Source organism: Proteiniclasticum sp. C24MP (genome assembly GCF_043951855.1).
In the GTDB taxonomy this organism is placed as follows: Bacteria; Bacillota; Clostridia; order Clostridiales; family Clostridiaceae; genus Proteiniclasticum.
The window spans coordinates 35,269-41,268 of sequence record NZ_JBINJW010000024.1; the positions used below are offsets into that span (position 1 = coordinate 35,269).

Consider the following 6,000-nt stretch of genomic DNA (forward strand, 5'->3'; position numbering starts at 1 on the left):
AGATGATGTCGTTCTCCATCCATACTTGTCTTTGTCTATAATCTGCTCTTGATGAGATCTGCGATGTTTTCGGCAGCTTCGGTGATTTCCTCCAGGTCTTCCCCTTCAAGCATGATTCTCACCAGCGGCTCGGTACCCGATGGTCTGATGAGCACTCTGCCCTTGCCTTCCAGTTTCTCTTCTACTGAACGGATGAGGCTCTTCACTTCCTCGTCGGTTTCGTGGATCTTCTTCATCTCATTGGGAATCTTCACATTCACAAGAACCTGTGGCAGCTCCTTCATGATGGACGCCAGCTCGCTGAGGCTCTTTCCTCTGCTTTTCACAATCCCTGCCAGCTGAACCCCTGTTACGATTCCATCCCCTGTGGTGTTGAAATCCTTGAAGATCACATGACCGGACTGTTCTCCTCCGATGGAGTAGTCATTCTCCATGATGTTCTCCAGCACATAACGGTCTCCCACAGCGGTGATGGCAACATTGAGTCCCAGCTCCTTGGCTGCCAGCATCAGTCCCAGGTTACTCATGACGGTGACCACAATGGTGTCATCCTTCAGTTTTCCCATTTCCTTGAGATGCAGCCCTGCCACAAGGATGATGAAATCCCCGTTGACAAGATTTCCCTTCTCATCCACAGCCAGACATCTGTCTGAATCCCCATCAAAGGCCAGACCCAGATCGCACTGGTTCTCCACCACAAACTTCATGAGGTCCTCGGGATGGGTGGACCCGCAGTGTTCATTGATGTTGATTCCGTTGGGCTCATTATGAATGACATGAACCTCTGCACCCAGCTTCTCGAAGGTATCCACAGCGGACTTATAGCTTGCGCCATTGGCACAGTCCAGGGCGATTTTCATGCCCGTAAGATCCCCTTCCAGGGTCTTTGCCGCAAACTCCACATAGTCTCTTGTAGCATTTTCCGCATGACTCACATGGCCGATGTCTCCACCTATGAGAACGGGAATGCCGTCAAAATCCTCTTCGATGATCTTCTGAATTTCATCTTCCAGTGCATCGCTGAGCTTGAATCCCTCTCTGTTGAAGAACTTGATTCCGTTGAATTCAACGGGATTGTGGGAGGCTGAAATCATGACCCCCGCATCCGCTCCATATTCACGCACAAGATACGCCACAGCCGGTGTAGGCACGACGCCCAGAAGCACCGCTTCAGCGCCTACGCTGAGCATACCGGAAACCATGGCGCTCTCCAGAAGGTCTCCGGAGATTCTGGTGTCCTTCGCCACCAGGATTTTAGGCTTATGGGTTCCCTTTGTTAATACCAGCGCTCCCGCTTTCCCAAGCTGAAAAGCCAGTTCAGGAGTCAGTTCGCTGTTTGCGATTCCTCTCACTCCATCTGTTCCGAACATTCTACTCATAATTTACCATCCTTACTATTTACTCATTTCTTCAATTCATTCGCATAACGATAATATTATATAACACATGGCCGGATATACCAAATCACTTCTGTTAATTCATCGTGAAATAGGATATCCGTACTCATTTCTCGTCCTTCTTTTCCGGGTCTTTTTCTTTCGGATGCTTCTTCCAGGTGTCTCCCATCATGTTGTCCATACCGCCGACGCCAAAGCTCAGTCCTTCGCTCAGTATCCTGTCGTAGACCACCCTGGTAGGCATGAGCCATACTTCTCCAGTTCCCCGGAAGACATTGAGCAGTCCTTCTCCGCTGAACCCGGAACCGATGAGGGTCTTCGTGGTCTTCTCCACAGTGAACTGGATGCCTGCTGTTCGAAGAACCGAGAAGTTCCCGTCAATCTTCAGCACATCATCCACCAGGGAATACTTGAAGATTTCCGTTTCCGGCACGGGAATTTCAAGGACCACTATACCGGACCCTTTCAGCTTCGTCTGAAAGAGACCTTCTGTTCCGAAGAGCGCACTGCTGACGGTCTTCATGGAGCTGACGCCGATTTCGATGCCGTCTTCTGCTGCAAAAAACAGGGAATCGTCGATGATGATCTCCTCCTCTTCCAGCTCCAGAAGGGCATAATGACCGAAGGAAGGTTCCAGAAGAATCTCTCCCACCCCTTTGAAGTGGGGCTTGATCACAGGTTCCCCTGAGATCTTGGAGGATACGAACTTCTTGGACAGACTGAAGAGTCCGCCTGTATTGGTGGATACTTCAATGGGTCCTCTCATGAAACTCAGGGCATTGGCCTCCGTGTACACGCCACCGCCACTTAAGACGATTCTCAGCTGTCTCAGCTTGATATTGGCTTCTCGCATGTAGGACAGCATGAAGGCTGTCTTCACATCGGTACCGCCTTTCAGATCATCATACTCCAGCACCTGAAACGTGGATACATTCTTGAATTCACTGAGTTTTGTCAGGGTGTTGTTCATACTGATATTGGTTTTCAACAGGGATTCACCACCTTCATTTTTTTAGCTTTTCAATGTTCCAATTCTATGTATCATTATACCATCAAGGGCTTTATGCTGTCAGAAAAACCGCTCTTTTCACTTACCGATATTCTGAAGCTATCTACAGATATTTTCCAATACGCCGCAAAAGGAAGAAGGATGCGCAAAGCGCATCCTTGTAAGAATGACAATCCATGGACTGTTCTTATGCCATGGAGCATGGGGTGCAGGACTAGAACTCTTCTTTCAGGTCCACAACGCCATCATCGAAGATTTCCAGGGTATCACTGTACTCCACTTTTCCGATTCTCGATCCTTTGCCGATCTTGACGATTTTTCCTCTGACCACATCCGCTGCTGTATTTTCCAGATGGATCTCATCCCCTTCGATGACCCCCACCTTCAGTGTACCGCCTTTTCCTTTGGAAATCAGTCCGGATAAGATTCCATGGAAGGATTCCATCCCATTATGGACTTCCAGCTTCTCACAGAAAATCTCTTTGGCCTCGGATTTCCCGCCAAGATTGAATTTCCCGTAGCCCAGATTCATGGAGGTTGTCACATGAAATTCTCCATTTAAGGTGAGCTCTTCCGCGCTGATTTCATCGACCTTCTCCAGTTCTCCGTTGATGGTGATTTCCTCACCCTCCACCACGGTGCCCTTCATGGAACCGTAGATCTTGATTTCCCTGCCCTTCACACGTTGAAGAAAATTCCCGTCTCCGTAGACGCTGATTTCATCCGCTTCGAGATTCCCCTTGAACTTTCCATCTCCATAGACGGAAATCTTCACGGCTCTGACATCCTTCTCTGCAACGAGATCCCCTGCAGCTTTCACGTTCTCTGCAGAAACGCTGCCACTGAACCTGAGATCACCCGCGCAGGAAATATCTCCATAGTCTCCTGCCTCCAGATGGATGTCTCCTACACTCTTGATATTATTCTTATTCATGATTCCACTCCCTTCGAGCTGTAGGGCTATCTTTTCTGATAGCCCCCTTAGATTTATTCTGTTTCAGCGGATCTTTAAAGAGATCACCATCTCATTTTTATCATCCATTCCCTCATGGCATCCTGCTGCGCTTTGTAGATATTATCAGAAGCATAATCCAGATCGCCATTTCTGCCGTTCAGAAGATTTTTCATCTTCCAGGAGATGCCTTCTGTCTCTTCCGGATGCACAACCTGTCCTTTGTCGTTGATATGATGCATATTGTATTTTTTCATTATTTCTTCCTTTCAAGTGATTTCATCACTTCGCAGAAGGTAACATTCCGGGTCTTCACCACTTCATTTTCATAGCCCATATGCTCAGTGCTCTTCTCTGTTTCCTGTAGAAGTCTCCGGTGTCCTCGTCCATCCTGTACTCTTTTTCTTCGGGCAGCGGTTTCATCTTCCAGGATTTTCGTAAAGCCTCTTCCGGATGCACCAGCTGTCCACGATCATTGATGTAAAACATGTTATATTTTTTCATTCTTCTTCTCCTTGCTTTCAGGTTTTATCCTTCAGCAGTACCCCCATGGACTGGACTTACCATCTCATTTTCATGATCCATTCTCTCATGGCATCCTGCTGAACTTTACAGATATTGTCAGAAGCATAATCCAGGTTATAGTCTCTTCCGTTCAGAAGGTTCTTCATTTTCCAGGAAATGCCTTCTGTTTCATCCATGTGGATGAGATGTCCCTTGTGATTGATGAAATGGATATTGTATTTTTTCATTTTTACTCCTTACCTTTCGATTTCCAGATCTTCAGCAGTATTCAGATGGAATGGATTACCATCTCATTTTCATGATCCATTCTCTCATGGCATCCTGCTGGACTTTACAGATATTGTCAGAAGCATAATCCAGGTTATAGTCTCTTCCATTCAGAAGGTTCTTCATCTTCCAGGAAATGCCTTCTGTTTCATCCATGTGGATGAGATGTCCCTTATGATTGATGAAATGGATATTGTATTTTTTCATTTCTACTCCTTATCTTTCGATTTTCTCTTTCACGGTGGAATCCGGGTCTATGCTGAGCTCCTCACTGTATTCCACAGTTCCGATTCGGCATCCGGGTCCCAGAATTACGCGCTGTCCGCTTACTCTTTCGCAGGTGGTGTTTTCAAGATAAATCTCATCGCCTTCGATGACATTCACTTTCAGGGTACCTTTTCCCTTTCCGAAAATGGTCTTTATAAGTCCTCCGGTGTAACTGTTTCCTTCTCTTACTGTAATCTTCGCACCAACCAGCTCACTTACCTCAGAACGAGTCGCCAGATTCAGTTCACAGGTTTCGCAGTTCACGACTCCGCCTGATGTGATGCCGCCATCCAGTCTGAAATCCTCGCACTCCATATCTCCGTCCACTTTGATTTCACCAGCAAGCTTCAGGTTTGTGCTTCTGATGGATTCCCCTACCTTGATTCCTCCGGAAAGGGATATTTCCTTACCGGTGAGGGAACCCTTGATGGTGGACCCGCCTGAAATCTTTATCGTGTCCGCCTCAACGTTTCCGTTGATCTTGCATGCGCCGGATACTTTGCAGCTTCCTGCTTTCACGCTTCCATCTACTGTGATGGCTCCTGAGATGCTCATGGTCTCACAGATGATGTCTGATGTGATTTTACTTGCACCGGATACTCTTACGTCTCTATACTCTCCACCTGTGGATACAGATGCTCCTGATATTTTCAGATCTCTTTTTTCCATGATTCTCCTCCAAATTAGATGATTTTCAGTTTCAGCTTCTCTACAGCACTTCTGATGCTGTAGTTGTCTACAATCGGTGTCTGGTCGGAATAGAAGATTTCCCCATTCTTATGCAACAGGGAAACGCTTACGCCGAATTTGCGGTATACAGAAAGGCTGGGATCCTTATCCTTGATGGTCTCATAATTGTCGCTGAGCATCCTGAGGATCCTCGACATATCTTCGATACTCAGATGTCCCTGGTTAAGCAGATCTTCGGAGATATACATGTACAGGATATCTTCGAAACTGTACTCTTCCTTTCCCTTAAAGATTTCCTCATACAGATTGATGATCTCTTTATTCAGAATCTGAAGGCTCAGAAGCTCTTCTCGTCTTCTCACCATGGATTCCGGAATGTCTGATGAAAACTTGTCTGCCAGATCATCCAGGGAAGCTCCGTCTTTCATGTTGAGAATCTGATGGATCCGGTCCTTGATCTTTTCTCTGGGAAAGAAGGTTTCCTGTCCCGTGTAGGTTGATTTCTTCATGAACCACTCTTCTGGGATCAGTTTCTTTCTTTTCCATCTATAGAGCTGTCCGTAGGATATATTCATTTCAACCAGTAAATCTTTCTTGGAAATTAGTTCTTCCATATTGCTCACCTCTTGATGAGAGTGTAACATAACATTGTTACGTTGTAAAGAGGGTACATGAAATAAACTGGAATTTTCATGAATTATTATCAGATCACAAATATCACACGGTATCAAGGCGTATCAGCTGATTATATTTGATGTTTTAGCTCATTTAACTTTAAAATCATCAACGTAACAAACCCCTATTCTTCTCCTGTGCTGATTCTTCCTGAAAAGATGCAGCGTAACAGACCTCATCATAAAACCTGCATCTGCTCTCTTTTTGATTGAGGTCAA

General features: G+C 46.1%; 9 protein-coding genes. All 9 read right to left on the bottom strand.

Annotated elements, in window-relative coordinates; translation table 11 throughout:
- Positions 1-35 precede the first annotated feature (35 nt).
- The 9 genes from glmM to ACHAL6_RS12985 all read right to left on the bottom strand — a co-directional run bounded on the left by glmM (position 36) and on the right by ACHAL6_RS12985 (position 5,721).
- Complete coding sequence (gene glmM, locus ACHAL6_RS12945) at positions 36-1,379, bottom strand: phosphoglucosamine mutase (protein WP_395271095.1); 1,344 nt, start codon at positions 1,377-1,379, stop codon at positions 36-38.
- A gap of 124 nt (positions 1,380-1,503) precedes the next feature.
- Positions 1,504-2,385, bottom strand: a complete 882-nt coding sequence (locus tag ACHAL6_RS12950; protein ID WP_395271096.1) for an AIM24 family protein — start codon at positions 2,383-2,385, stop codon at positions 1,504-1,506.
- Between the two features lie 235 nt (positions 2,386-2,620).
- On the bottom strand, positions 2,621-3,340 hold the full coding sequence (locus ACHAL6_RS12955; protein WP_395271097.1) for a hypothetical protein: 720 nt from the start codon (positions 3,338-3,340) through the stop codon (positions 2,621-2,623).
- Between the two features lie 83 nt (positions 3,341-3,423).
- On the bottom strand, positions 3,424-3,615 hold the full coding sequence (locus tag ACHAL6_RS12960; protein ID WP_395271098.1) for a hypothetical protein: 192 nt from the start codon (positions 3,613-3,615) through the stop codon (positions 3,424-3,426).
- Positions 3,616-3,670: 55 nt separating this feature from the next.
- Entirely contained in the window at positions 3,671-3,862 is a 192-nt protein-coding gene (locus tag ACHAL6_RS12965) for a hypothetical protein (RefSeq protein ID WP_395271099.1), read from the bottom strand.
- A gap of 56 nt (positions 3,863-3,918) precedes the next feature.
- Positions 3,919-4,110 carry a hypothetical protein gene (locus ACHAL6_RS12970; protein ID WP_395271100.1) on the bottom strand — a complete coding sequence of 64 codons (192 nt, stop codon included), beginning with the start codon at positions 4,108-4,110 and terminating at the stop codon, positions 3,919-3,921.
- Between the two features lie 55 nt (positions 4,111-4,165).
- A complete protein-coding gene (locus tag ACHAL6_RS12975; protein WP_395271100.1) occupies positions 4,166-4,357 on the bottom strand; it encodes a hypothetical protein in 192 nt (63 codons plus the stop codon).
- Between the two features lie 9 nt (positions 4,358-4,366).
- Entirely contained in the window at positions 4,367-5,086 is a 720-nt protein-coding gene (locus ACHAL6_RS12980; protein ID WP_395271101.1) for a polymer-forming cytoskeletal protein, read from the bottom strand.
- Positions 5,087-5,100: 14 nt separating this feature from the next.
- Complete coding sequence (locus tag ACHAL6_RS12985; protein WP_395271102.1) at positions 5,101-5,721, bottom strand: DUF4004 family protein; 621 nt, start codon at positions 5,719-5,721, stop codon at positions 5,101-5,103.
- Positions 5,722-6,000 lie beyond the last annotated feature (279 nt).